Source organism: Allokutzneria sp. NRRL B-24872 (assembly GCF_002155965.1).
Classification (GTDB): Bacteria; Actinomycetota; Actinomycetes; order Mycobacteriales; family Pseudonocardiaceae; genus Allokutzneria.
In genome coordinates, this window is record NZ_MUMH01000336.1 from 1 (window position 1) to 900 (window position 900).

A 900-nucleotide genomic window follows, 5' to 3' on the forward strand; every position below is an offset into this window, starting at 1 on the left:
AGTGGCGGCACGCCGCCGCTGACCACGTCCCCGGTTCCGGGGACCACGACGCCCACGACGACCGGGGGCAGCTCCACCACCACTCCGCCGACTACTACGAGTAGTCAATCGACGGAGTCCACTCCGGCACCGCCGCCCGAACAGCCGAGCACCACCACGACCCGCCGCACCACCCAGGCTCCCCCGCCGCCTCCTTCGGGACCAGCGGCGAAGGTCGCCGAGCTGGTAAACCACGCGCGGGCGGAAGCGGGCTGCTCGGCACTGCGAATCGACGAGCGGTTGGCAAATGCCGCTCAGCGGCACAGCTCCGATATGGCGGAGCGTAACTACTTCTCGCACACCTCACCGGACGGCGCTTCGTTCGTCGATCGGGCGCGCGCGGCTGGGTATCCACGGCCCGGCGGTGAAAACATCGCCAAAGGTCAACGTTCCGCCGAACAGGTCATGGAGTCGTGGATGCAGTCCTCCGGCCATCGGGCCAACATTCTGAACTGCCGGTTCACCGCGCTGGGCGTGGGTCTGGACACCCGGGGCTGGGTGTGGACGCAGGTGTTCGGCAGGTGAGCGCCGATCCCGTCGCGCCCGCGCGGCAGGGCCAGCGCGTTCCGGGCACCGCCGTGCTCGGGGCGGTCGCGCTGGCGACGGCGACCGTGTTCGCCACCATCGCCACTCTCGTCACCACCTCCGTGGCGGAGCAGGGCCGCACGTCCGGCCGCGGTGACACCGTGCAGGGCGACCGCGTCTCCGACGCCCCCGCCGTCCCCGGCCAGAGCACGACAACGACCTCCGGGTCCAGCACGACGCCCAGCACCACGACGAGCGGGACGTCCAGCACCACCACGTCGTCGACCACCTCCAGCGGCACCACCCCGCCGCCCGACCCGGGCAGCCCTCCCCCTG

2 protein-coding genes are annotated in these 900 nt (G+C 71.7%); both read left to right on the forward strand.

Features of this window, described 5'->3' with window-relative positions; all coding sequences use genetic code 11:
- Positions 1-222: 222 nt before the first annotated feature.
- On the forward strand, positions 223-564 hold the full coding sequence (locus CCN37_RS41945) for a CAP domain-containing protein (RefSeq protein WP_256388114.1): 342 nt from the start codon (positions 223-225) through the stop codon (positions 562-564).
- Positions 561-900, forward strand: a 340-nt coding sequence (locus CCN37_RS37900) for a hypothetical protein (protein WP_210408402.1), incomplete at its 3' end; no start/stop codon positions are given. The genes CCN37_RS41945 and CCN37_RS37900, both read left to right, overlap by 4 nt.